Origin of the sequence: Pseudomonas sp. P39-UII1, assembly GCF_039672635.1 — a bacterium.
Lineage (GTDB): Bacteria > Pseudomonadota > Gammaproteobacteria > Pseudomonadales > Pseudomonadaceae > Aquipseudomonas.
On the sequence record NZ_JBDFPP010000001.1, the window covers coordinates 207,405 to 232,059 of the forward strand.

The 24,655-nt window shown below is 62.3% G+C and carries 20 protein-coding genes; 2 read left to right on the forward strand and 18 right to left on the reverse strand.

The features are described from left to right. Nucleotides 1–58: 58 nt before the first annotated feature. The 18 genes from tilS to rpsB form a co-directional block, all read right to left on the reverse strand. A complete protein-coding gene (gene tilS, locus ABEH27_RS01055; protein ID WP_346611781.1) occupies nucleotides 59–1,339 on the reverse strand; it encodes a tRNA lysidine(34) synthetase TilS in 1,281 nt (426 codons plus the stop codon). A 144-nt stretch (nucleotides 1,340–1,483) separates the two neighbouring features. Beyond that, entirely contained in the window at nucleotides 1,484–2,431 is a 948-nt protein-coding gene (locus tag ABEH27_RS01060) for an acetyl-CoA carboxylase carboxyltransferase subunit alpha (RefSeq protein WP_346611782.1), read from the reverse strand. A 105-nt stretch (nucleotides 2,432–2,536) separates the two neighbouring features. Beyond that, nucleotides 2,537–6,061, reverse strand: coding sequence for a DNA polymerase III subunit alpha (dnaE, locus tag ABEH27_RS01065; RefSeq protein WP_346611783.1), 3,525 nt, complete (start codon nucleotides 6,059–6,061; stop codon nucleotides 2,537–2,539). Nucleotides 6,062–6,212: 151 nt separating this feature from the next. Continuing rightward, nucleotides 6,213–6,836: a ribonuclease HII gene (gene rnhB, locus ABEH27_RS01070; protein WP_346611784.1), complete on the reverse strand. Its 624-nt coding sequence runs from the start codon at nucleotides 6,834–6,836 to the stop codon at nucleotides 6,213–6,215. Between the two features lies 1 nt (nucleotide 6,837). Continuing rightward, nucleotides 6,838–7,965 carry a lipid-A-disaccharide synthase gene (gene lpxB / locus ABEH27_RS01075; RefSeq protein WP_346611785.1) on the reverse strand — a complete coding sequence of 376 codons (1,128 nt, stop codon included), beginning with the start codon at nucleotides 7,963–7,965 and terminating at the stop codon, nucleotides 6,838–6,840. Nucleotide 7,966: 1 nt separating this feature from the next. After that, nucleotides 7,967–8,743 (reverse strand): acyl-ACP--UDP-N-acetylglucosamine O-acyltransferase, encoded by a 777-nt coding sequence (gene lpxA, locus ABEH27_RS01080; RefSeq protein ID WP_346611786.1) that lies wholly within the window; start codon nucleotides 8,741–8,743, stop codon nucleotides 7,967–7,969. Next, the gene (gene fabZ, locus ABEH27_RS01085) at nucleotides 8,740–9,180 is read right to left on the reverse strand and encodes a 3-hydroxyacyl-ACP dehydratase FabZ (RefSeq protein ID WP_346611787.1); all 441 of its coding nucleotides are present in this window, start codon (nucleotides 9,178–9,180) and stop codon (nucleotides 8,740–8,742) included. Before fabZ ends, lpxA begins: the two co-directional genes overlap by 4 nt. 113 nt (nucleotides 9,181–9,293) lie before the next feature. Next, a complete protein-coding gene (gene lpxD / locus ABEH27_RS01090; RefSeq protein ID WP_346611788.1) occupies nucleotides 9,294–10,349 on the reverse strand; it encodes a UDP-3-O-(3-hydroxymyristoyl)glucosamine N-acyltransferase in 1,056 nt (351 codons plus the stop codon). A 1-nt stretch (nucleotide 10,350) separates the two neighbouring features. Further along, on the reverse strand, nucleotides 10,351–10,854 hold the full coding sequence (locus ABEH27_RS01095; protein WP_167069119.1) for an OmpH family outer membrane protein: 504 nt from the start codon (nucleotides 10,852–10,854) through the stop codon (nucleotides 10,351–10,353). A 44-nt stretch (nucleotides 10,855–10,898) separates the two neighbouring features. After that, the gene (gene bamA, locus ABEH27_RS01100) at nucleotides 10,899–13,247 is read right to left on the reverse strand and encodes an outer membrane protein assembly factor BamA (RefSeq protein WP_346611789.1); all 2,349 of its coding nucleotides are present in this window, start codon (nucleotides 13,245–13,247) and stop codon (nucleotides 10,899–10,901) included. 71 nt (nucleotides 13,248–13,318) lie between these two features. After that, a complete protein-coding gene (gene rseP, locus ABEH27_RS01105) occupies nucleotides 13,319–14,671 on the reverse strand; it encodes an RIP metalloprotease RseP (RefSeq protein ID WP_346611790.1) in 1,353 nt (450 codons plus the stop codon). 61 nt (nucleotides 14,672–14,732) lie between these two features. After that, nucleotides 14,733–15,923, reverse strand: a complete 1,191-nt coding sequence (gene ispC / locus ABEH27_RS01110) for a 1-deoxy-D-xylulose-5-phosphate reductoisomerase (protein WP_346611791.1) — start codon at nucleotides 15,921–15,923, stop codon at nucleotides 14,733–14,735. After that, entirely contained in the window at nucleotides 15,920–16,735 is an 816-nt protein-coding gene (locus tag ABEH27_RS01115) for a phosphatidate cytidylyltransferase (protein ID WP_346611792.1), read from the reverse strand. The genes ispC and ABEH27_RS01115 overlap by 4 nt, the downstream gene beginning before the upstream one ends. After that, on the reverse strand, nucleotides 16,735–17,490 hold the full coding sequence (gene uppS, locus ABEH27_RS01120) for a polyprenyl diphosphate synthase (RefSeq protein ID WP_346611793.1): 756 nt from the start codon (nucleotides 17,488–17,490) through the stop codon (nucleotides 16,735–16,737). Before uppS ends, ABEH27_RS01115 begins: the two co-directional genes overlap by 1 nt. 15 nt (nucleotides 17,491–17,505) lie before the next feature. Then, nucleotides 17,506–18,063 carry a ribosome recycling factor gene (gene frr, locus ABEH27_RS01125; protein ID WP_008094910.1) on the reverse strand — a complete coding sequence of 186 codons (558 nt, stop codon included), beginning with the start codon at nucleotides 18,061–18,063 and terminating at the stop codon, nucleotides 17,506–17,508. Then, complete coding sequence (gene pyrH, locus ABEH27_RS01130) at nucleotides 18,060–18,803, reverse strand: UMP kinase (protein ID WP_008094912.1); 744 nt, start codon at nucleotides 18,801–18,803, stop codon at nucleotides 18,060–18,062. Before pyrH ends, frr begins: the two co-directional genes overlap by 4 nt. A 177-nt stretch (nucleotides 18,804–18,980) precedes the next feature. After that, entirely contained in the window at nucleotides 18,981–19,844 is an 864-nt protein-coding gene (gene tsf, locus ABEH27_RS01135; protein ID WP_279805046.1) for a translation elongation factor Ts, read from the reverse strand. Nucleotides 19,845–20,029: 185 nt separating this feature from the next. Next, nucleotides 20,030–20,767 (reverse strand): 30S ribosomal protein S2, encoded by a 738-nt coding sequence (gene rpsB / locus ABEH27_RS01140; protein ID WP_027595792.1) that lies wholly within the window; start codon nucleotides 20,765–20,767, stop codon nucleotides 20,030–20,032. A 345-nt stretch (nucleotides 20,768–21,112) separates the two neighbouring features. Here rpsB and map point away from each other — a divergent pair, with 345 nt between their 5' ends. Both map and ABEH27_RS01150 read left to right on the forward strand, forming a co-directional pair. After that, nucleotides 21,113–21,895: a type I methionyl aminopeptidase gene (gene map, locus ABEH27_RS01145; protein ID WP_016712936.1), complete on the forward strand. Its 783-nt coding sequence runs from the start codon at nucleotides 21,113–21,115 to the stop codon at nucleotides 21,893–21,895. 36 nt (nucleotides 21,896–21,931) lie between these two features. Beyond that, a complete protein-coding gene (locus tag ABEH27_RS01150; RefSeq protein ID WP_346611794.1) occupies nucleotides 21,932–24,634 on the forward strand; it encodes a [protein-PII] uridylyltransferase in 2,703 nt (900 codons plus the stop codon). Nucleotides 24,635–24,655 lie beyond the last annotated feature (21 nt).

Below are 24,655 nucleotides of genomic sequence, written 5' to 3' on the forward strand. Positions count from 1 at the left end.
CCGAGGAACGCACAGAAGTTGTATCAAGAAGGGAGGGTAGTCTACCGGAATGTACCCTTCAGCTCAAACCTTGCGCGTTCGTCGGAGGCTGCCAGTGCAGCTGGCAATCCGCCTGCCCCAGTTCAGGCAGGTTGGCCACCGCCAGCAGGCGCTCGCCGCAGTACAGCAACGGTAGCCGCGAACGCACGAAGTGCGGCACTTGCAGCTCGTTGAGCAGGCGTTTCAAGTCGCGCTTGCCGCGGCCGGGAATGTTCAGTACTTCGCCCCCCTGGCGGTAGGCAATGTGCAACTCACCCTGAGGGCGGCCCTGCAGGCGCACACTGCCGTTGCCGGGCAACACCAACCGGCCATCGGGTTGCTCCCAGCGCAATACGCCGCCGACAGGCTGCAACCAGTCACCACTCAACCACCAGACGCGCCCGTTGCTGCGCTCCAGCTTGCCGTCGGTCAGGTGCCAGGCTGGCCGAGCATCGATTGCCGCGTCGCGCAGGGCTGCCCAGCCGGCCCAATGGCGGCTGTCGGGCAAACGGGTGCGCAGGCTCAGCCAGTGCTGCAGGGCATTGCGCTGACGAGCCGGCGACAGCGCCACGAGGGTAGCCAGATCGAGCGAGTCCAAGCCAGGCCAAGCAACACACCCGCCCTCCCCGGCCTCGGCCAGGTCGGCCTGCGCCAGCTCATCCAGCAGCCCGAGCGCCTCGCCCAGGTGGTCGGCACTGCGTGCAAGGTTCTGGCTGGCCTGCGGCCAACGCTGTTGCAACAACGGGAACACCTCTGCGCGCAGGAAGTTGCGGGCATACGCCGTGTCGTTGTTCGAGGGGTCTTCGATCCAGGCCAGCCCATGGCCTTGGGCATAGGTGTGCAACTGCGTGCGTGAGACCGCCAGTAACGGCCTGACCAGTTGGCCCTGCCCCAAAGGGCGCTGTACCGGCATGGCGGACAACCCGCGCAGGCCCGCACCGCGCAAAAGGCGTAACAACAGGGTCTCGGCCTGGTCATCACGGTGCTGGCCGGTAAACAGCACATCGCCCGCGCCAAGCACGCCCTTGAAAGCCGCGTAGCGGGCATCGCGCGCGGCCTGTTCGAGGCTGGCACCCGGGGTTACCTGGACGTGGATGACAGTAAGCGGGATACCCAGGCGGTCGCAGACTGCTTTGCAATGCGCTGGCCAGGCGTCGGCAGCCGGTTGCAGGCCGTGATGAACGTGGATGGCGTGCAGCGGAGGGGTTTGCTGACTGCGGGCGTGGTCGGCCAGCAGGTGCAGGAGCACGGTGGAGTCGAGGCCGCCAGAGAAGGCGATGTGCCAGGCGGGGGCGTTAAGCCAGGGGGTGAGGTTGATCATTGAAGCCTCACAGTTTCGAAAACGCCGGGGCCGCGTTGCGCCCCTTTCGCCGGCAAGCCGGCTCCCACATTATTCGGCGACAAAGCGGACAATGTGGAAGCCGGCTTGCCGGCAAAAGGGCCGCAACGCGGCCCCAGGGCTACATCAGATGCCGTAGCTCATCAGGCGCTCGTAACGACGGGCCAGCAGCGCGTCATTGTCGAACTTGCCCAGCATGTCCAGCTGCTCAACCAGGTCGGCGCGAATGCTTTCGGACATCTGCGCCGGGTCACGGTGGGCGCCGCCCAGCGGCTCCTGAATGACCTTGTCGACGATGTTCAGGCTCTTCAGGCGCTCGGCAGTGATGCCCATGGCTTCGGCAGCGTCGGCAGCCTTGTCGGCCGTCTTCCACAGAATCGAGGCACAGCCTTCCGGCGAGATCACCGAGTAGGTGGAATACTGCAGCATGTTCAGCTGGTCGCACACACCGATGGCCAATGCACCGCCGGAACCACCTTCACCGATCACGGTGGCGATGATCGGAGTTTTCAGGCGCGCCATGACGCGCAGGTTCCAGGCGATCGCTTCACTCTGGTTGCGCTCTTCGGCGTCGATGCCCGGGTAGGCACCCGGGGTGTCGATGAAGGTCAGGATCGGCATCTTGAAACGTTCGGCCATTTCCATCAGGCGGCATGCCTTGCGGTAGCCTTCCGGACGCGGCATGCCGAAGTTGCGGCGAACCTTTTCGCGCACTTCACGGCCCTTCTGGTGGCCGATGACCATTACCGGCTTGCCATCCAGGCGCGCGGTACCGCCGACGATGGCGGCGTCGTCGGAGAAGTGGCGGTCGCCGTGCAGCTCTTCGAACTCGGTGAAGATGTGCTCCAGGTAGTCCAGGGTGTAAGGACGACGTGGGTGGCGGGCCAGGCGGGCGATCTGCCAGCTGGTCAGGTTGCCGAAGATGCTTTCGGTCAGTGTGTTGCTCTTGTCTTGCAGACGGGCAATTTCATCGCTGATATTCAGCGAGTTGTCGTTACCCACCAAACGCAGCCCTTCGATCTTGGCTTGCAGGTCGGCAATCGGCTGTTCGAAATCGAGAAAATTCGGGTTCATAGTCATCCGTCTTGGGTCTACGGCCAGGCGGCCGGCCGGTTGATCCGTTTGGCGCCCTACCTTAAGGGATCAGGCGCATTCAGGTCGAGCGTAAATTTCGTCGGTTCAACGATATTGCAGGAAGACGTTCTCACGCCCGAACTGGTCACGCAGCGCCTGAATCAGGCCATCGGCCGGGTCGATCGACCACTGCTCGCCGAACTGCAACATGGCCTTGGCATCGCTGCCCGTGTATTCGAGGGTGATCGGGCAACCGCCGCGGTGGCGGGTGATCAGCTCGCCCAGCCAGTTCAGGCGGTCACCCTTGAGCGCCTCGTGGGTGATCTTCAGGCGCAGGCTCTCGGCCAGCTTGGTCCGGGCATCTTCCATGGTCATCACCTGCTTCACGCGCAGGCGCAGGCCACCCGAGAAGTCGTCATTGCTGACCTCGCCTTCGACCACCACCATGGCATCGTTCTGCAACAGCGCTTGAGCGCCCATGAAGGCATCGGCGAACAGCGACGCCTCGATGCGCCCTGACCGGTCATCGAGGGTGACAAAGCCCATCTTGTCGCCCTTCTTGTTCTTCATCACGCGCAGGGCAATGATCATCCCGGCGATGGTCTGCGTTTCGCGCGACGGCTTGAGGTCGATGATCCGCTGGCGGGCGAAGCGGCGGATCTCCCCTTCGTATTCATCGATCGGGTGGCCGGTGAGGTACACACCCAGGGTGTCTTTCTCACCCTTCAGGCGCTCTTTGAGCGACAGCTCGCGCACCTTGCGGTGGTTGGCGTAGACATCCGAGTCGGCTTCGACGAACAGCCCGCCAAACAGGTCGACATGGCCGCTGTCGGCCGTGCGCGCGGTCTGTTCTGCAGCCTTGATGGCTTCTTCCAGGGCCGACAGCAAGGTCGCACGGTTGATGTCGATGCTGGCGTGGTACGCCTTGATCTCATCATGGAAGTGCGGGCCGAGACGGTCCAGCGCCCCGCTGCGGATCAGCGCATCGAGGGTCCGCTTGTTGACACGCTTGAGGTCGACCCGCTCGCAGAAGTCGAACAAGTCCTTGAACGGCCCGCCCTGGGCGCGCGCTTCGACGATGGCTTCCACCGGGCCTTCACCGACACCTTTGATGGCACCCAGCCCATAGATGATGCGGCCGTCGTCGTTGACCGTGAACTTGAACTCGGAGGCATTCACGTCAGGTGCATCGAGGCGCAGTTTCATGGTGCGCACTTCTTCGATCAGCACCACCACCTTGTCGGTGTTGTGCATGTCCGCCGACAGTACCGCAGCCATGAACGGCGCCGGGTAGTGAGTCTTGAGCCAGGCGGTCTGATAGGAGACCAGGCCATAGGCTGCCGAGTGGGATTTGTTGAAGCCGTAGCCGGCGAACTTCTCTACCAGGTCGAAGATGTTACCGGCGAGGTCTGCCTCGATGTTGTTGGCGACACAACCCTCGATGAAACCGCCGCGCTGCTTGGCCATCTCTTCGGGCTTTTTCTTGCCCATGGCTCGGCGCAGCATGTCGGCGCCGCCCAGGGTATAGCCGGCCATGACCTGGGCAATCTGCATCACCTGTTCCTGATACAGGATGATGCCGTAGGTTGGTGCCAATACCGGTTTGAGGCCTTCGTACTGGTAGTCCGAGTGGGGGTAGGCCAGCTCGGCGCGCCCGTGCTTACGGTTGATGAAGTCGTCCACCATGCCCGATTGCAACGGGCCAGGGCGGAACAATGCCACCAGTGCGATGAGGTCTTCCAGGCAGTCGGGCTTGAGCTTCTTGATCAGCTCTTTCATGCCCCGCGATTCAAGCTGGAACACCGCCGTGGTTTCGGCCTTCTGCAGCAGCTCGTAGGTCTTGCGGTCGTCCAGCGGGATGAAGTCGATGTTCAGGTCGGGCAGGTTGTTCTTGGCCTGCTCGCGGTTGATCGTCTCCATCGCCCACTTGATGATGGTCAGGGTACGCAGACCGAGGAAGTCGAACTTGACCAGGCCTGCGGCCTCGACGTCGTCCTTGTCGAACTGGGTAACCAGGCCGCCGCCTTCTTCGTCACAGGCGATCGGCGAGAAGTCGGTAAGCTTGGTCGGGGCGATGACCACGCCACCGGCGTGCTTGCCGGTACCCCGGGTGACACCCTCCAGCTTGAGCGCCATCTCCCAGATTTCACGGGCGTCTTCATCGCCCTTGAGGAAGTCGCGCAGAATCTCTTCCTGCTCGTACGCCTTCTCCAGGGTCATGCCCACTTCGAACGGGATCATCTTCGACAGGCGATCGGCCAGGCCATACGACTTGCCTTGCACCCGCGCCACGTCGCGCACCACCGCCTTGGCGGCCATGGTGCCGAAGGTGATGATCTGGCTGACCGCGTTGCGACCATAGGCCTCGGCCACGTAGTCGATCACCCGGTCACGCCCATCCATGCAGAAGTCGACGTCGAAGTCGGGCATGGAAACCCGTTCAGGGTTCAGGAAACGCTCGAACAGCAGGTCGTAGGCCAGCGGGTCGAGGTCGGTGATCTTCAATACGTAGGCCACCAGCGAGCCGGCACCCGAGCCCCGCCCAGGGCCTACCGGCACGCCGTTGTTCTTGGCCCATTTGATGAAGTCCATCACGATCAGGAAGTAGCCGGGGAAGCCCATCTGGATGATGATGTCCAGCTCGAACTTCAGGCGGTCCAGGTAGACCTGGCGCTTCTCTTCGTAATTGGGCGTGGTCTCTTTCGGCCAGAGCACCGCAAGGCGCTCCTCGAGCCCTTCATGGGAGACGTGGCGCAGGTAGTCATCGATGCCCATGCCGTTGGGCGTCGGGAAGTCGGGCAGGAAGTACTTGCCCAGCTGCACCTGGATGTTGCAGCGCTTGGCGATTTCGACGGTGTTGGCGACGGCGTCGGGCAGGTCGCTGAACAGCTCGGCCATTTCGTCCGCGCTCTTGAGGTACTGCTGATCGCTGTACATCCGCGGGCGACGCGGGTCGTCCAGGGTCCAGCCTTCACCAATGCACACGCGGCTTTCGTGGGCGTCAAAGTCGGATTGCTTGATGAAACGCACATCGTTGGTCGCCACCAGCGGCGCACTGAACTTGTCGGCCAGTGCCACGGCGGCATGCACGTACTCTTCGTCACCGGCGCGGTTGGTGCGCTGCACCTCGACGTAAAAGCGATCGGGGAACATGCCCATCCAATCGTGCAGCAGCGCCTCGGCCTCGTCGGCCCGGCCCGCCATCAAGGCCATGCCGATATCGCCTTCCTTGCCTGCAGACAGGGCAATCAACCCGTCGCTGGCCGGGGCGATCCAGTCACGCTGAAGAATCACCAGGCCGTTGCGCTGGCCGTCGGTCCAACCCTGCGAGATCAGCTCGGTGAGATTGCGATAACCCGCAGGGTTCATGGCCAGGAAGCAGATGCGCGACAGTGGCGCCTCTGGGTCGGCACCCGCCAGCCACAGGTCGGCACCACAGATCGGCTTGATGCCAGCGCCCATGGCGGCCTTGTAGAACTTCACCAGCGAGCACATGTTGCTCTGGTCGGTGATCGCCACTGCCGGCATGTTCATCCCCGCCAGCGCCTTGGCCAGCGGCTTGATCCGCACCAGGCCGTCTACCAGCGAGAATTCGGAGTGGACGCGCAGGTGAACGAAGGGTACCGACATGGAAGATCCTGTAGCAGTGCTGAACGACGAGGCGGGATTGTAACGTAAATGCGAGGGGGGTTTGGGGCTGCTTTGCAGCCCCTTCGCGGGGTCGCCGCCGAACCCTGTGGGAGCTGGCTTGCCGGCGATGGGCCGCAAAGCGGCCGCTGGCCTAGATCAGAGAATCGGTAATGCCTTCACGGGCTTCCCAGGCGGCACGCACCGGCGCAAACGAGCGCCGATGAATCGGCGTAGGCCCCAGCCGCGCCAGGGCCTCAAGGTGCACCGGGGTCGGGTAGCCCTTGTGCCCGCCAATCCCGTACCCCGGATAGATCAGCTCGAAAGCGCTCATTTCGCGGTCACGGGTGACCTTGGCCAGGATCGACGCGGCAGCGATGGCCGGCACCTGGCTATCGCCCTTGACCACTGGCGCAGCCGGCACCGCGAGCTTGGGGCAGCGATTACCGTCGATCAGCGCGAGCTTGGGCGTGATGTGCAGGCCCTCGACCGCACGCTGCATGGCCAACAGGGTGGCGTGAAGAATGTTCAGCCGGTCGATTTCATCCACTTCGGCCCGGGCGATGCAAAAGCTCAGGGCTTTTTCGCAGATTTCGTCGAACAGCGCTTCGCGCTTGGCTTCGGTGAGCTTTTTCGAATCATTCAGGCCCAGGATCGGGCGTGCCGGGTCGAGAATCACCGCTGCCGTTACCACCGCGCCGCACAGCGGGCCACGGCCAACTTCATCGACGCCGGCGACCAGCTCCTCGACCAGGTTGAAGTCCAGTCCTATCTGCATGTCAGCGGTCCTTCAGCAAAGCGAGCACCGCGTCTGCCGCCTGGTTGGAGGCGTCGCGGCGCAGGGTACGGTGGATCTCGTCGAAGCGCTCGGTCTGCTGGCTGCCATCGGTAACCAGCGGTGCCAAGGCCTGCGCCAGGGCTTCACTGGTAGCGGCGTCCTGCAGCAGCTCGGGCACCAGCTCGCGCTGGGCCAGCAAATTGGGCAGCGACACGTAGGGGCTTTTTACCAGGCGTTTGAGTATCCAGTAAGTCAGCGGCGCAAGGCGGTAGGCGACGACCATGGGGCGCTTGTACAGCATGGCCTCCAGCGTAGCGGTACCGGAGGCGATAAGCACCGCATCACAGGCAGCCAGGGCCTGGTGCGATTGGCCATCGAGCAACGTCAGGGGCAAGTCACGACCCTCGAGCATCTGCTCGAGCTGCGCACGCCGCGCCGCATTGGCGCAGGGCAATACGAAGCGTACACCCGGCACCCGTTCGCACAGGCGCTGCGCTGCGTCGAGGAACAGCGCGCCGAGGCGGCCGACCTCGCCCCCCCGGCTACCCGGCATCAATGCCACTACCGGGCCGCCGCCCAGGCCCAGGGCAACGCGCGCCGCCTGGCGATCAGCCTCTAATGGGATGGTATCTGCCAACGGATGGCCAACGAAGCGCACCGGCACGCCCTGCTCTTCATAGAAGCGCGCCTCGAACGGCAGCAGGGTCAGCATCAGATCGCAGCCCTCACGGATCTTGAGCACACGCTTCTGCCGCCAGGCCCAGACCGACGGGCTGACATAATGCACGGTCTTGATACCGGCCTGGCGCAGTTTCAATTCGATATTGAGGGTGAAGTCAGGGGCGTCGATGCCGATGAACACATCGGGCTTTTCGGCAATCAGGGTCTGGATCAACGCCTTGCGCCGCTTCAGCAGCTCGCGCAGGCGCCCCAGTACCTCGACCAGGCCCATGACCGCGAGACGCTCCATGGGGAAATACGACTGCAGGCCTTCGGCTTCCATCAACGGGCCGCCGACACCAATAAAACGCACATCGGGATGGCGCGCCTTCAAGGCGCGCATCAGGCCGGAACCGAGAATATCGCCGCTGGCCTCACCCGCGACCAGGGCTACGCAAAGCTGCGCCATGTCAGCGGGTGATGCCGCGGGCGGAATTCACGATCGACTGACGGAACAGGTCGACCTCGGGGTGCTTGCCGGCCAGCTCGTCCAGCTCCTTGATCGCCTCTTCGACGGTCAGGCCCTGACGGTAGACGATCTTGTAGGAACGACGCAGGGCATGGATCACCTCGTCGCTGAAACCGCGACGGCGCATGCCTTCGAAGTTCATGCTGCGGGCCTCGGCGGGGCTGCCGAACACCGTGACGAAGGCCGGGACATCCTTGCCGATCGCCGTACCCATGCCCGAAAACGCATGGGCACCGATGTGGCAATACTGATGCACCAGGGTGAAACCGGACAGGATCGCCCAGTCTCCCACGTGCACATGCCCGGCCAGCGCCGTGTTGTTCACCAGGATGCAATGGTTGCCGATCACGCTGTCATGGCCGATATGGGCATAGGCCATGATCAGGTTGTGGTCACCCAGGGTCGTTTCCGCGCGGTCCTGGACCGTGCCACGGTGGATGGTCACCCCCTCGCGGATCACATTGTGATCACCGATCACCAGCCGCGTCGGTTCACCCTTGTACTTGAGGTCAGGGGTGTCTTCGCCGATAGAGGAAAACTGGTAGATGCGGTTGTGCTTGCCGATCCGGGTCGGGCCCTTCAGCACCACATGGGGACCGATGACGGTACCCTCCCCGATTTCAACGTCGGGGCCAATGATCGACCACGGGCCGACCTCGACGCCGTCGGCCAGCTTGGCCGACGGGTCGATGATCGCTCGCGGATCAATCGAATTCATAGCTCACGTTCCGCACAGGTGATCTCGGCCGAGCACACAGGCTTGCCATCGACCAACGCCCGGCACTCGAACTTCCAGATGGTCTTCTTGCGGCCGATGAACTTCGCTTCCAGCACCAGCTGGTCGCCCGGCAATACCGGCTGACGGAAACGCAGTTTGTCGGAACCGACGAAATAGTACAGCGTGCCATCGGCGGGCTTGGTATCGAGCATCTTGAAACCGAGAATGCCTGCAGCCTGCGCCATGGCTTCGATGATCAGCACGCCTGGCATTACCGGGTGTTCCGGGAAATGCCCGTTGAAGAACGGCTCGTTGATGCTGACATTCTTGTAGGCACGAATGCTCTGGGCCTCGAAGTCCAGATCCGTCACACGGTCTACCAGCAGGAACGGGTAGCGGTGAGGCAGGTATTCGCGAATCTCGTTGATGTCCATCATTTCGGGGGGAAGCCTGTAATAAGAATAGGGAGCGCAGGTGCTGACCACACGCTCCTTTTGCAATCCAAAGAGGAGCCAGCTAGCGACTGTTCACTCTTGCTCAGGAAATGGTATCAGCCTTCTGATGCCGGCTGGCCACCTGAGGTCACGGTATCGACACGTTTTTCCAGCTGCTGGAGACGCTTGGACATGTCATCCAGCTGGCGGATACGCGCGGCGCTCTTGCGCCAGTCAGCCAATGGCTGCATGGCAGTACCGGAAGAATAGGCGCCCGGTTCGGTGATAGAACGGGTCACCATGGTCATCCCGGACACGAATACGTTGTCGCAGACATCGATGTGGCCAACCATGCCGACGCCGCCGGCGATGGTGCAGTGCTTGCCAATGCGCGTGCTGCCGGAAATCCCGACGCAGGCGGCCATGGCCGTGTGCTCACCGATCTGGACGTTGTGTGCGATCTGGATCTGGTTGTCCAGCTTGACCCCGTCGGCAATCCGCGTGTCGGACAGCGCACCACGGTCTACCGCGGTATTCACGCCGATCTCGACGTCATCACCGATGGTGACCCCGCCGATCTGGGCAATCTTGCGCCATACACCTTTCTCGTTGGCGAAACCGAAGCCTTCACCGCCGATCACGGCGCCCGACTGGATGACCACGCGCTTGCCGATGGTCACGTCGTGATACAACGTGACCCGTGGCGCCAACCAGCCGCCCTCGCCGACCACGCAACGGGCACCGATCACGCAATGCGCGCCGATGCTCACGTTGGCGCCGATGCGTGCGCCGCTCTCGATAACCGCGAACGGCCCGATACTGGCACTGGCATCGACCTGCGCGTCCTCGGCCACCACGGCGCTGGGATGTATTCCCGCCACAGCCTTGGGTTTCGGGTCGAACAGGTGGGAAATGCGCGCGTAAGCCAGGTACGGGTCGGCGACGATCAGGGCGTTGCCGGTGAAGCTTTCGGCATCCGCAGCCTTCAGCAGCACCGCAGCGGCCTGGCTGTTATCCAGGAATTTGCGGTACTGCGGGTTGGCGAGGAAGCTCAACTGCCCGGGCCCTGCCTCCTGCAAGGTGGCAAGCCCGGTAATCTGCAGCGCCTCGGAGCCTTTGAGAGTGGCCCCGAGGGCCTCGGCCAGCTGGCCGAGCGTCATGGTCACGGTCATATCAACGGGCTTGGTTCATGCGCTCGATGACTTGGCGGGTGATGTCGTACTGAGGCTTGACATCAATGACCGCACCGCGCTCGAGAACCAGGTCGTAACCGCCTTTCTTGATCACTTCCTCGACAGCGCCATCCAGCTTGGGCTTGAGCTGCTTGAGCATGTCACGGTCGGCGACGGCCTTGGCTTCGTTCAGTTCCTTGGACTGGAACTGGAAGTCACGGGCCTTTTGCTTGAATTCAAGCTCCAGGCGCTCGCGCTCTGGCTGGGCCATCTTGTCGCCGCCCTTGATCAGGCGGTCCTGAATGCCCTTGGCGCTGCTTTCCAGCCCTTTGAGCTTGGTCAGTTGCGGGCCGAATTTCTTCTCGGCATCCACCGCGTACTTCTTGGCGGCATCGGATTCGAGCAGGGCCATCTGATAGTTCAGTACGGCAACCTTCATTTCGGCGAACGCCGGGGTGGCGACCAGCGCCGCGGCCACTACGGCCAGTTGAGCCAATTTACGCACGATGCACTCCTGGATAAACCGTTGTCATTAAGCTAGGGCCGACCTTAGAAGGTCTGGCCCAGAGAGAATTGGAACACCTGGGTATCGGCATCGTCCGGCTTCTTGACCGGCATCGCCAGGCTGAAGCTCAACGGGCCCAGGGCAGTAATCCAGGTGACGCCCAGGCCGACCGAACTGGCCATGCCCGAGAAGCCGACCTTTTCGCAATCCGGCTTGCTGCCGCAATTGGTGTCGAACACGTTACCCACATCCCAGAACACGGAGGTGCGCAGCGAACGCTGGTCCTTGACGAACGGCAGCGGGAACAGCAGCTCGACGCCACCTTGCACCAGCACGTTGCCACCGAATGGCAGCGGATCCTGATCCGGGTCGGCAATCGTACCTGGGTTCTTGCCGGTACTAGGCGTACTGCGCGGCCCCAGGCTGCTGTCCTTGAAGCCGCGGACGGAGTTGAAGCCACCCGCGTAGTAGTTCTCGTAGAACGGCAGGCCCGAAGTACCACCGAAACCATCACCATAGCCCAGTTCGGTGTGCAGGCGCAGGGTGTAGTCATTGTTGATTGGCTTGAACAGCTGGCCGCGGTAGTCGAGCTTGTAGAACGACAGGTCGCTGCCCGGCACGGTGGTTTCCAGGGTCAGGCTCTGGGAGTGACCACGGGTAGCCAGCACGCCTTTGTTCAGGGTCGATTCGGACCAGCCGACCGACGCCTTGAAGTTCAGGAAGCTATCGCCCTCCTCTTCGAGGAAGTCGAAGATCTCGTCGACGGTATAACGGCCGGTCTTGATCTTGTCCTGCTGCACGCTCAGGCCGTAGGTCAGGCGCGAGGTTTCACTGATCGGGTAGCCGAGGCTGACACCCGCACCCAGGCTGTCGACCGCATAGCTGGCCACGTCGACGTCGAGGTCGTCGTAGTCGGTGCTGCGGTAGAACGCGTTGTAGCCCAGGCTGACGCCGTCAGCAGTGAAGTAGGGGTCCACGAAGCCGAAGTTGTAGCGGGTCTGGTATTCGGAACGGGTCAGGCCGATGGAGACCTTGTTACCGGTACCGAGGAAGTTGGTCTGGCTGATCGAACCACCGAGGATCAGGCCGGCGCTCTGGGCGAAACCGACGCTGGCGGTGATCGAACCGGAGGCTTGCTCTTCAACGCTGTAGTTGACGTCGACCTGGTCGTCAGTGCCTGGCACCGGCGGGGTCTCGACGTTGACTTCCTTGAAGAAGCCCAGGCGCTCCAGACGGGTCTTGGACTGGTCGATCAGGTAGGTCGACGCCCAGCCGCCTTCCATCTGGCGCATTTCGCGGCGCAGCACTTCGTCTTCGGTCTTGGTGTTGCCGCGGTAGTTGATGCGGTTGACGTATGCACGCTTGCCCGGGTCCACGACGAACATGATGTCGACGGTGTGGTCCTGGTCGTTCGGCTGTGGCACGCCGTTGACGTTGGCGAAGGTATAGCCTTCGTTACCCAGGCGACGGGTGATCAGCTCGGACGTGGTGGTCATCACCTTGCGCGAGAATACCTGGCCCGGCTGCACCAGCAGCAGCGACTTGACCTGGTCTTCCGGCACCTTCAGGTCACCGGACAGTTTAACGTCGCGAACGGTGTACTTTTCGCCTTCGTTGACGTTGACGGTGATGTAGACGTGCTTCTTGTCCGGGGTGATCGACACCTGGGTAGAGGCGATGTCCATGTTGATGTAGCCGCGGTCCAGGTAGTAGGAACGCAGGCGCTCCAGGTCACCGGAGAGTTTTTCGCGGGCATACTTGTCGTCGTTCTTGAAGAACGACAGCCAGTTGGTGGTCTTCAGCTCGAACAGCTGCGACAGCTCTTCATCGTCGAACACGGTGTTGCCAACGATGTTGATGTGCTGGATGGCAGCGACGGTACCTTCGTTGATCTTGATTTTCAGCGCGACGCGGTTGCGCGGCTGCGGCACCACTTCGGCGTCGACCTCGGCCGAGTAGCGGCCCTGGGCGACATATTGGCGCTGCAGTTCGTTACGCACACCTTCGAGGGTGGCGCGCTGGAAGATCTCGCCTTCCGCCAGGCCCGACTGTTTCAGGCCCTTCATCAGGTCTTCGGTGCTGATCGCCTTGTTGCCTTCGATCTCGATGCTCGACACCGACGGGCGCTCGACCACGTTGATGATCAGGACATTGCCATCGCGGTTCAGCTGGATGTCCTGGAAGAAGCCAGTCTTGAACAGCGAACGGGTCGACTCCACCAGGCGCCGGTCATCGGCCTGGTCGCCCACGTTCAGGGGCAAGGCGCCGAACACGCTGCCAGCGGATACCCGCTGCAGGCCGTTGACACGAATATCGGAGATGGTGAAGGACTCGGCGTGAACTTCAGCGATCATCAGTGCGGAGAGGACCGCAGTTAGCAGCAGACGTTTCATGAAGTCCTTTTATTCCAACTGGCAATAAACAACCTGCCGCGAAAGGGCGGCAGGTTCGCAATGCGAAGCTTTTATAGTCGACCCAGATCGTTGATCAGGGCGAGCAACATCACCCCTACGACCAAACTGATACCGATCTGGATCCCCCAACCTTGTACCCGATCGGACAGCGGACGACCGCGCGCCCACTCGACCAGGTAAAACAGCAAATGCCCCCCATCCAGTACCGGAATGGGCAGCAGGTTAAGAACCCCCAGGCTTATGCTCAGGTAGGCGAGGAAATTCAGGAAATCCCCGACGCCGGACTGGGCTGAAGCGCCCGCCACTTTAGCAATGGTTATCGGTCCGCTCAAGTTTTTTACCGAGAGCTCACCGAACAGCATTTTCTTCAGTGATTCGAGCGTCAGGACGCTCATGTTCCAGGTCCGCGAGATGCCCTCGCCCACTGCATCCAGCGGCCCGTAGCTCACCTCGCGGAGCATGCTGGCAGGCCATTCGGCGCCTTTGACACCGGCACCCAGGTAACCACCGGCAGCCTTGCCCTCACCCTTGCGGGCCAGGGTTACCGGCACATCCAGCGCAGCGCCATCGCGCTCTACACGAACCACCACATTGGCCTCGGGGCGCGCGCGCACGCTGTCGACCACTTGCTGCCAGTCGCTCAGTGCAACGCCATCAAGGGCCAGCAGCTTGTCCCCGGTCTTCAGGCCGGCAGCAGCAGCCGGGCCCTTGGGGTCGATCTCGGCCAGCACAGGCTGCACCGCGGGGCGCCAAGGGCGCAGCCCGAGGGACTGAATCGGGTCGGGCTCATCTGCGCCTTTAAGCCAGCTATCAAGCTTCACCTGCAACTGACGTTCGGCGCTGGCGCCTTCATCGCGCACGCCAACTTGCAAGGTTCCGCTTTCGCCAAGGCGGCGAACCAGCTGCAAATTGACCGCCGACCAGCCATTGGTCGGTTTGCCATCGATGGAGACGATTTCCTGCCCCGCCACCAGCCCAGCCGACGCTGCCAGGCTGCCGGACTCTACCGCACCGATTACCGGGCGGATCTGCTGGGTGCCGAGCATCGCCAGCACCCAGAAAAACACGATAGCCAGGAGGAAGTTGGCAATCGGCCCCGCTGCAACGATGGCAATGCGCTGGCGAACCGACTTGCGATTGAACGATTGGTCGACCAGTGCCGGGGGCACATCGCCCTCGCGCTCGTCGAGCATCTTGACGTAACCGCCCAGGGGGATCGCCGCCACCACGAACTCGGTGCCATGGCGGTCATGCCAGCGCAACAGGCCAGGCCCGAAGCCTACGGAAAAGCGCAGCACCTTCACACCGCAACGCCGGGCAACCCAGAAGTGGCCGAATTCGTGGAAAGTGACCAGTACACCCAGGGCCACCAGGGTGCCGATAATCATGTACAACGCAGTCATGTCTTTCTCCGAATGACGTTCAGCGGAACGACTTTTCGTACAAACCCTGGGCCGATCGTAATCAACGACCGTGGCGCCTCAACCACTCACGAGACAGCTCGCGGGCGCGCTGGTCGGCAGCGAATACTGCATCCAGCGACGTCACTGGAACCACAGGCTCCTGGTCGAGCACCTGTTCGATCATACCCGCGATCTCCGGGAAGCGGATACGCCGCTCGAGAAATGCCTCGACAGCGATCTCGTTGGCCGCATTGAGCACCGCAGGTGCACTGTTGCCGGCCTCGGCAGCCTGCCGCGCCAAGCGCAGGCAAGGAAAGCGCAGTTCGTCGGGGGCCTGGAAATCCAGACGGGCAATGGCGAACAGATCCAGCGGCGCAACCCCGGAATCGATCCGCTCAGGCCAGGCCAGGGCGTTGGCAATGGGCGTGCGCATATCCGGGTTGCCCAATTGGGCCAATACCGAACCATCAACGTAATCCACCAGCGAGTGGATCACGCTCTGCGGGTGCACCACCACCTCAACCTTGGCCGGCGCCGCATCGAACAGCCAGCAGGCTTCGATCAGCTCCAGCCCCTTGTTCATCATGCTCGCCGAGTCCACCGAAATCTTGCGCCCCATGGACCAGTTCGGGTGGGCGCAGGCCTGTTCCGGCGTGACATCGGCCAGCGCCGCCTGCGGCGTTTCGCGGAACGGACCACCCGAAGCGGTCAGCAGGATCCGGCGTACGCCAACCTGGCTCAGGCCGCGCTCGTAATCGCCCGGCAGGCACTGGAAAATCGCATTGTGCTCGCTGTCGATCGGCAGCAGCACGGCGCCGCTACGACGCACGGCATCCATGAACAGTGCGCCGGACATCACCAGCGCCTCCTTGTTGGCCAGCAGCACCTTCTTGCCTGCCTCGACAGCTGCCAACGTCGGGCGCAGCCCGGCAGCGCCGACGATAGCCGCCATCACCGCATCCACTTCAGGGGCGCAGGCGACTTCGCAGAGGCCAGCCTCCCCTTCCAGCACCTCGGTGGCGCAGCCCGCAGCCGCAAGGCCAGCACGCAGGCGTGCGGCCGCTTCGCCATTCGGCACCACGGCAAAGGCCGGACGATGCTGTACGCACAAGCCCAGCAGCTCGTCGATGCGCGAATAACCACTCAACGCGAACACCTGATAACGCTCGGGGTGACGGGCGATCACATCCAGCGTGCTGAGGCCGATCGAGCCGGTAGCGCCCAGCACGGTAATGCGCTGTATGGCAGTCACATCACACCCCATTCGGCAGCCCACAACAGCACGGCAAAGATCGGGATGGCCGCTGTCAGGCTGTCGATGCGGTCAAGCACACCACCATGGCCAGGCAACAGGTTACTGCTGTCCTTGATACCGGAACGGCGCTTGAACATGCTTTCGGTCAGGTCACCGATCACCGACGACATGACCACCAGCGCGGCGCCCACAAGGCCCAGCAGGATCTGGCCAATACCCCAGTCGCGGCTGATGCCGACCCCCAGGGTAATCAGCAGGCTGACAGCCAGGCCGCCATAAACGCCTTCCCAGCTCTTGCCCGGGCTGACCTGCGGCGCAAGCTTGCGCTTGCCAAAGGCACGACCGGAGAAATAGGCGCCGATATCGGCAGCCCACACCAGCACCATGACCGAGAGAATCAGCCAGTTGCCCAGCGGCCAGTGCTTGAGCAGCACCAACCCCTGCCAGGCCGGCAGCAGTATCAGCAGGCCGATCAGCAGGCGGCAGGCGGCGCTGGCCCACAATTCACTGCTGCGCGGGTAGGTCAGCACCAGCCAGGTGGCCAGCGCCCACCAGATCACCGAAGCACCCAGCACCCAGGGCGCCAGGTCAGGCATCAGGTAGAGCAGCATCAGCGCCCCGGCGACCACGGCGGCGTAGGCGATGCGCAGGGGCTGAGCCATAAGCCCGGCCAGGCGCGCCCATTCCCAGGCACCCAGGGTAACCACGAAGCCGATGAAGAGGGCGAAGTCCCCGCCGTTGAGCAGGAAGAAACCACCCAGCGCGACCGGCAGCAGGATCAGCGCGGTAATGATGCGTTGTTTAAGCATTAAGCACGAGCTCCAGCCTCGACCTGCTCGCTGGTCTTACCGAAGCGGCGCTGGCGCGAAGCGAAATCGGCCAGGGCATTGCGCATGGCCTCGTGTTTGAAGTCCGGCCAGTACAGGTCGGAGAAGTACAGTTCGGCGTAGGCCAGCTGCCACAGCAGGAAGTTGCTGATGCGGTGCTCGCCACCGGTGCGGATGCACAGGTCCGGCAACGGCTGCTCGCCGGTGGCCAGGCATGCCTGCAACAACCCCGGCGTGATGTCGTCCGGGCGCAGATGGCCGGCCTGAACTTCACGCGCCAGCCGTTGCGCGGCTTGGGCGATATCCCACTGCCCACCGTAGTTGGCGGCGATCTGCAGGATGAAGCGGTTGTTGCCGGCAGTCAGCGCCTCGGCCTCGCGCATGGCGGCCTGCAGCTCCGGGTGAAAACGCGAACGGTCACCAATGATACGCAGGCTGATGTTGTTCTCGTTGAGGCGCCTGGCCTCACGGCGCAGTGCCGAGAAGAACAACTCCATCAGCGCACCGACCTCTTCGGCCGGGCGCTGCCAGTTCTCGCTGGAGAAGGCGAACAGGGTCAGCACCTCGACCCCGGACTTGGCGCAGACTTCGATGACCGCACGCACGGCATCGACGCCGGCCTTGTGCCCGGCGACGCCGGGCAACAGGCGCTTCTTTGCCCAGCGATTATTGCCATCCATGATGATCGCGACGTGACGCGGCACCGATGACGGTGCCGCCAGCTTGGTCTTTTCCATTAAAAAACCTCGGCCTTAGACGGCCAACAGGTCCTTTTCCTTGGCTTTGAACGCAGCGTCGATCTCGGCGACGAATTTGTCGGTCAGCTTCTGGATCTCGTCAGCGGCGCGACGCTCTTCGTCTTCGCTGATTTCCTTGTCCTTGGTCAGCTTCTTGAGGTCGGCCAGTGCGTCACGACGCACGTTGCGCACGGCAACCTTGGCGTCTTCGGCAACAGCGCTGGCCTGCTTGGTGTAACCCTTGCGGGTTTCTTCGGTCAGGGCAGGCATCGGCACACGAATGGTGGTACCGGCGCTGGACGGGTTCAGGCCCAGGTCGGACGTCAGGATGGCCTTTTCGATGGCAGCGCTGAGGTTCTTGTCGTGGGCGACGATCTTCAGGGTACGGGCATCTTCAACGGACACGGCAGCCACCTGGTTCAGCGGCATTTCGCTGCCCCAGGCCGGAACCTTGACGCTGTCCAGGATGCTGGGGTGGGCGCGACCGGTACGGATGGACGCCAGGTTGCGACCCAGTGCCTCGATGGACTTGCCCATGCGGTCCTGGGCGTCTTTCTTGATGTCGTTGATCATTTTTGAACTTCCTCGATCAGAGTTCCTTCCGCGCCGCCATGCACGATGTTCAGCAGGGCGCCGGGCTTGTTCATGTTGAAGACGCGCAGCGGCATCTTGTGGTCGCGGCACAGACAGATTGCCGTCAGGTCCATCACGCCCAGCTTGCGATCCAGCACTTCATCGTAGGTCAGATGATCGAACTTCTCGGCATGCGGGTCTTTGAATGGATCTGCAGTGTATACACCATCGACCTTCGTTGCCTTCAATACCACGTCGGCATCGATTTCGATGGCGCGCAGGCAAGCGGCAGAGTCGGTGGTGAAGAACGGGTTGCCGGTACCGGCAGCGAAGATTACGACTTCTTTGGCATTCAGGTGGCGCATGGCTTTGCGGCGATCGTAATGATCGGTCACACCCACCATGGAAATGGCCGACATCACGATGGCAGTGATGTTCGCCCGCTCCAGCGCATCGCGCATGGCCAGGCCATTCATGACGGTTGCCAGCATGCCCATGTGGTCGCCGGTGACACGGTCCATGCCGGCTGCACTGAGCGCCGCACCACGGAACAGGTTGCCACCACCGATAACGAGACCTACCTGAACACCGATGCCGACCAATTGGCCGACCTCAAGTGCCATGCGATCCAGGACCTTGGGGTCGATCCCGAACTCTTCCGAGCCCATCAGGGCCTCGCCGCTAAGTTTGAGTAGAATGCGTTTATAGCGAGCCTGATAACCACTGCCCTGCTGAGCCATTGCGAATCTCTCCTGCGGCGTTTGTAAAATTCTGGCGGGCTGCTTCGAGCCTGCGTGTAACTCTAACGTGACGCAGCGACTGCGTCAGCGAACAACGGTTCGAAAACCGCACCCGCTTTGACAAAGAGGCTGCGCGCGTGAGCGGGCAGCCTCTTTGGGGCGACAGACGAGTCTGTCTTACTGCTTGGCAGCTGCTACCTGAGCGGCTACTTCAGCAGCGAAGTCGTCGACCGGCTTCTCGATGCCTTCGCCTACTTTGAAGTAAGTGAAGGAAACGATTTCAGCGCCGGCTTTCTTGGCCAGTTCGCCGACTTTGACTTCCGGGTTCATGACGAAGGCTTGCTCTTTCAGCGAGGCTTCGGCCTTGAACTTGGTGATACGGCCGTTGATCATGTTCTCAACGATGTTTTCCGGCTTGCCGGCGATCTTGTCGGCGTTCAGCTGCAGGAAGACATTCTTCTCGCGCTCGATGGCCTCGGCGGAGATTTCCGAAGCATCCAGGAACTCTGGGTTCGAGGCTGCAACGTGCATGGCGATGTTCTTGGCCAGCTCGACGTCGCCGCCTTTCAGGACAACAACGGCACCGATCTTGTTGCCGTGCAGGTAAGCACCGACAACGTCACCCTCAACGCGCACCAGGCGGCGGATGTTGACGTTTTCGCCGCACTTGGCAACCAGGGCTTCACGAGCAGCTTCACGCGAGGCGATCAGCGGAGCTGCGTCAGTCAGCTTCTGGGCGAAGGCTTCTTCGATGCTTTCGGCAACGAAGTTCTTGAAGTCGTCTTGCAGGGCCAGGAAGTCGGTCTGCGAGTTCACTTCCAGCAGAACGGCGGATTTACCGTCGGTCTTGACTGCGATCGCGCCTTCGGCAGCGACGTTGCCAGCCTTTTTGGCGGCCTTGATGGCGCCCGAGGCACGCATGTCGTCAATGGCTTTTTCGATGTCGCCGCCGGCCTTTTCCAGGGCCTTCTTGCAATCCATCATGCCTTCGCCGGTACGCTCGCGCAGTTCTTTGACCAGCGCTGCAGTAATTGCTGCCATTTCAAAATCCTCTTGGAAAGTTTTTCAACCATTCCACCCGCTCGTCACGGGCGTTCAATTCTGCGAATCCGCTGTTGTTGTCTCAGCCAGCCCATGATGCGGGAGCATTGCTGACAGCAGGATTTCAAGGTGGCAAAAAGGGGGCAAAGCCCCCTTTTTGCGTGCCAAGTAGACGCTAGCGCCTATTACTCAGCAGCAGGTGCAGCCGCTTCTTCAGCGTAGACTTCGGTGCCGCCAGCAACGTTGTTGCGGCCGCGGATGATGGCGTCGGCCATCGAAGTCATGTACAGCTCGATGGCGCGGATGGCGTCGTCGTTGCCTGGGATGATGTAGTCAACACCTTCCGGGCTGCTGTTGGTATCGACAACGCCGATTACCGGGATGCCCAGCTTGTTGGCTTCGGTGATAGCAATGCGCTCGTGGTCAACGTCGATCACGAACAGGGCATCAGGCAGGCCGCCCATGTCCTTGATACCACCCAGGCTGCGGTCCAGCTTTTCCAGATCGCGCGAACGCATCAGGGCTTCTTTCTTGGTCAGCTTGGCAAAGGTGCCATCTTCGGCCTGGGTTTCCAGGTCGCGCAGACGCTTGATCGAAGCACGGATGGTTTTGTAGTTGGTCAGCATGCCGCCCAACCAGCGGTGATCAACGTATGGCGAACCGGCGCGAGCAGCTTGCTCGGCAACGATCTTGCCGGCGGAACGCTTGGTGCCGACGAACATGATCTTGTTCTTGCCCTGAGCCAGACGCTCTACGAAAGCCAGAGCTTCGTTGAACATTGGCAGGGTTTTTTCCAGGTTGATGATGTGGATCTTGTTACGCGCGCCGAAAATGTACTTGCCCATTTTCGGGTTCCAGTAACGGGTCTGGTGGCCGAAGTGCACACCGGCCTTCAGCATATCGCGCATGTTGACTTGGGACATGATAGTTCCTTGATAAGTCGGGTTGGGCCTCCACGTATCCCAATGACCAACCCGCAAATTCGAGAACTCGGGGCACCCAGGTCATCGTGTCGACACGTGTGTGGGTTTATGCTCACGGGGTCGTCCCCGAAAGCGGCGCATTTTATACCACAGACCGCGACCGAACGGAACCAGGATAATCGCTCGTCCGTCAGCGGTTTTTGCAGCACCCCGCCAAACAGGCCAGAATGCCCCCTGTAGACAGCAGCATGGCCGCCTTTATCCCGACAGAATGCCGCCCTGCTCTGCTAGAATCCGGCCTTTCCCGTTTGTTCGCGCCGCCTGCGGCGCCGTAGAGAGCCTGTAATGACCGTTACCATCAAGACCGCAGAAGACATCGAGAAGATGCGCATCGCCGGCCGCCTGGCCGCCGAAGTGCTGGAAATGATCGAAGAGCACGTCAAGCCCGGTGTCACCACCGAAGCGCTCGACCGCCTGTGCCACGACTACATCGTCAACGTCCAGCAGGCGATCCCGGCACCGCTCAACTACAAAGGCTACCCGAAGTCGATCTGCACCTCGATCAACCATGTGGTCTGCCACGGCATCCCCAACGACAAGCCGCTCAAGGACGGTGACACGCTGAACATCGACGTCACCGTGATCAAGGACGGCTACCACGGCGACACCAGCCGCATGTTCCACGTCGGCACCGTGCCGGTATGGGCCGAGCGCCTGTCCAAGGTCACCCAGGAATGCATGTACAAGGCCATCGAACTGGTCAAGCCGGGCTGCCGCCTGGGCGACATCGGTGAAGTGATCCAGAAGCACGCCGAAAAGAACGGTTTCTCGGTGGTGCGCGAGTTCTGCGGCCATGGCATCGGCAAGGTGTTCCACGAAGAGCCGCAGATCCTTCACTACGGCCGTGCCGGCACTGGCATGGAGCTCAAGGAAGGCATGACCTTCACCATCGAGCCGATGATCAACCAGGGCAAGGCCGATACCAAGGTGCTGGGCGACGGCTGGACGGCCATCACCAAGGACCGCAAGCTCTCGGCCCAGTGGGAGCACACCCTGGTGGTGACCGCGACCGGCTACGAGATCTTCACCCTGCGCAAGGACGACACCATCCCGCGCACCTCGGCCTGATTTGACGCCAAGGCCTTTACGACAGGAACGCGACGCATGCCCCAGGTGGATCCCGAGCTGTTCGACCGCGGCCAGTTCCAGGCGGAACTGGCCCTCAAGGCGAGCCCAATCGCCGCCTTCAAGAAAGCCATCCGCCAGGCCGGCGAGGTGCTCGACAAGCGTTTTCGCGAAGGCCGGGAGATCCGTCGGCTGATCGAGGACCGCGCCTGGCTCGTCGACAACATTCTGCAGCAGGCCTGGAACCAGTTCGACTGGGGCGACACCAGCGGCATCGCCCTCGTCGCGTGCGGTGGTTACGGGCGCGGCGAATTGCACCCGCACTCGGACATCGACCTGCTGATCCTGCTCGGCGCCGCCGAGCACGAGCAGTACCGCGACGCCATCGAACGGTTCCTGACCCTGCTATGGGATATCGGCCTGGAAGTGGGCCAGAGCGTGCGCACCGTCGATGAATGTGCCGAGCAGGCGCGTGCCGACCTGACGGTCATTACCAACATGATGGAAAGCCGCACCATCGCCGGCCCCGAAGCCTTGCGCCAGCGCATGCTGGATGTCACCAGCACCGCGCACATGTGGCCGAGCCGGGAGTTCTTCCTGGCCAAGCGCGCCGAACTCAAGGCCCGCCACCACAAGTACAACGACACCGAGTACAACCTCGAGCCCAATGTCAAAGGCTCGCCCGGCGGCCTGCGCGACATCCAGACGGTGCTGTGGGTGGCCCGGCGCCAATACGGCACGCTGAACCTGCACGCCCTGGCCGGCGAAGGTTTTCTGCTGGAGAGCGAAAACGAACTGCTGGCCTCGTCCCAGGACTTCCTGTGGAAAGTGCGCTACGCCCTGCACATGCTGGCGGGCCGCGCCGAGGACCGCCTGCTGTTCGACCACCAGCGCAGCATCGCCGCGCTGCTGGGCTACACCGATGAAAACCCCAAGCGCGCCATCGAACAGTTCATGCAGCAGTACTACCGGGTGGTGATGAGCATCAGCCAGCTGTGCGACCTGATCATCCAGCACTTCGAGGAAGTCATCCTCGCCGATGACGACAGCGGCACCACCCAGCCGCTGAATGCGCGCTTCCGCCTGCACGACGGCTATATCGAGGCGGTCAGCCCGAACGTGTTCAAGCGCACGCCGTTCGCCATGCTGGAAATCTTCGTGCTGATGGCCCAACACCCCGAGATCAAGGGTGTGCGCGCCGACACCGTGCGCCTGCTGCGCGAGCATCGCCACCTGATCGACGACACCTTCCGCAACGACATCCGCAACACCAGCCTGTTCATCGAGCTGTTCAAATGCGAAATCGGCATCCACCGCAACCTGCGGCGGATGAACCGCTACGGCATCCTTGGCCGCTACCTGCCGGAATTCGGCCTGATCGTCGGGCAGATGCAGCATGACCTGTTCCACATCTATACGGTCGATGCGCATACCCTCAACCTCATCAAGCACCTGCGCAAGCTGCAGTACACGCCGGTGTCCGAGAAATTCCCGCTGGCCAGCAAGCTCATGGGCCGCCTGCCCAAGCCGGAGCTGATCTACCTGGCCGGGCTGTACCACGACATCGGCAAAGGCCGCCAAGGCGACCATTCCGAACTGGGCGCGGTGGATGCGCAGAAGTTCTGCGAACGCCACCAGCTGCCGGCCTGGGACAGCCGCCTGATCGTCTGGCTGGTGCTGAACCACCTGGTGATGTCGACCACCGCCCAGCGCAAAGACCTGTCCGACCCGCAGGTGATCAACGACTTTGCCCTGCATGTCGGCGACGAAACGCGCCTGGACTACCTCTATGTGTTGACCGTGGCCGACATCAACGCCACCAACCCCAGCCTGTGGAATTCCTGGCGCGCCAGCCTGCTGCGCCAGCTGTACACCGAGACCAAGCGCGCCCTGCGCCGCGGCCTGGAAAACCCGCTCGATCGCGAAGAACAGATCCGCCAGACGCAAAGCTCGGCACTGGACATTCTGGTGCGCGAGGGCACCGACCCGGACGACGTCGAGCAACTGTGGTCCCAGCTTGGCGACGACTACTTCCTCAAGCACAACGCCGCCGATGTGGCCTGGCACACCGACGCCATCCTCCAGCAACCCGCTGACGGCGGGCCGCTGGTACTGATCAAGGAAACCACCCAGCGCGAGTTCGAAGGCGGCACGCAGATCTTCATCTATGCACCCGACCAGCACGACTTCTTTGCCGTGACCGTGGCGGCCATGTCGCAGCTCAACCTGAACATCCATGACGCGCGGATCATCACCTCCAGCAGCCAGTTCACCCTCGACACCTACATCGTGCTCGACAACGACGGCGGCTCGATCGGCGACAACCCGCAGCGGGTCAAGCAGATCCGCGACGGCCTGACCGAAGCGCTGCGCAACCCCGAGGATTACCCAACGATCATCCAGCGTCGGGTGCCGCGCCAGCTCAAGCACTTCAACTTCCCGCCGCAGGTGACCATCCTCAACGATGCCCAGCGGCCGGTGACCATCCTGGAGATCACCGCACCCGACCGCCCCGGCCTGCTGGCACGCATCGGGCGAATCTTCCTGGAGTTCGACCTGTCGCTGCAAAATGCCAAGATCGCCACCCTCGGCGAACGCGTGGAAGACGTGTTCTTCATTACCGACGCCGATAACCAGCCGCTGTCCGACCCGCAACTGTGCAGCCGCCTGCAGGAAGCCATCGTGCAGCAGCTGCAGGCCGGCCAGGCCAGCGACACCAGCCCGAACCGCGTGACCTTTTAACGATTAGACGATTGACGAGAC